The 247-nt window shown below is 40.9% G+C and carries 1 protein-coding gene; it reads left to right on the forward strand.

The window, feature by feature from the left end:
* Positions 1 to 247 (forward strand): hypothetical protein (locus AAEY72_RS15905; protein WP_352311624.1); only part of this gene is annotated, 247 nt, incomplete at both ends.

Consider the following 247-nt stretch of genomic DNA (forward strand, 5'->3'; position numbering starts at 1 on the left):
GGCAGGCAGTAAACGGACTGTTTATTCTCTTCCTGTAACGTTGAAAGAGAATGTAGATACTCGTGATGAGGAAATGGTCGAACGAGATAAACACAAGGCAAAAGCTTCACCAGAAGAAACACAACGTTATAACGACCAAATCCCAAAGATTAACAATGAATCAGCCAAAATTGGCGAAAAGGCTGCTGATGCAGCGATTAAAACACAATACCCTGGTTATACTCGTATTCATCCAACGAGCTTAGAT

This window comes from Psychrobacter sp. W2-37-MNA-CIBAN-0211, from assembly GCF_040309405.1.
Taxonomy (GTDB): Bacteria; Pseudomonadota; Gammaproteobacteria; order Pseudomonadales; family Moraxellaceae; genus Psychrobacter; species Psychrobacter glaciei.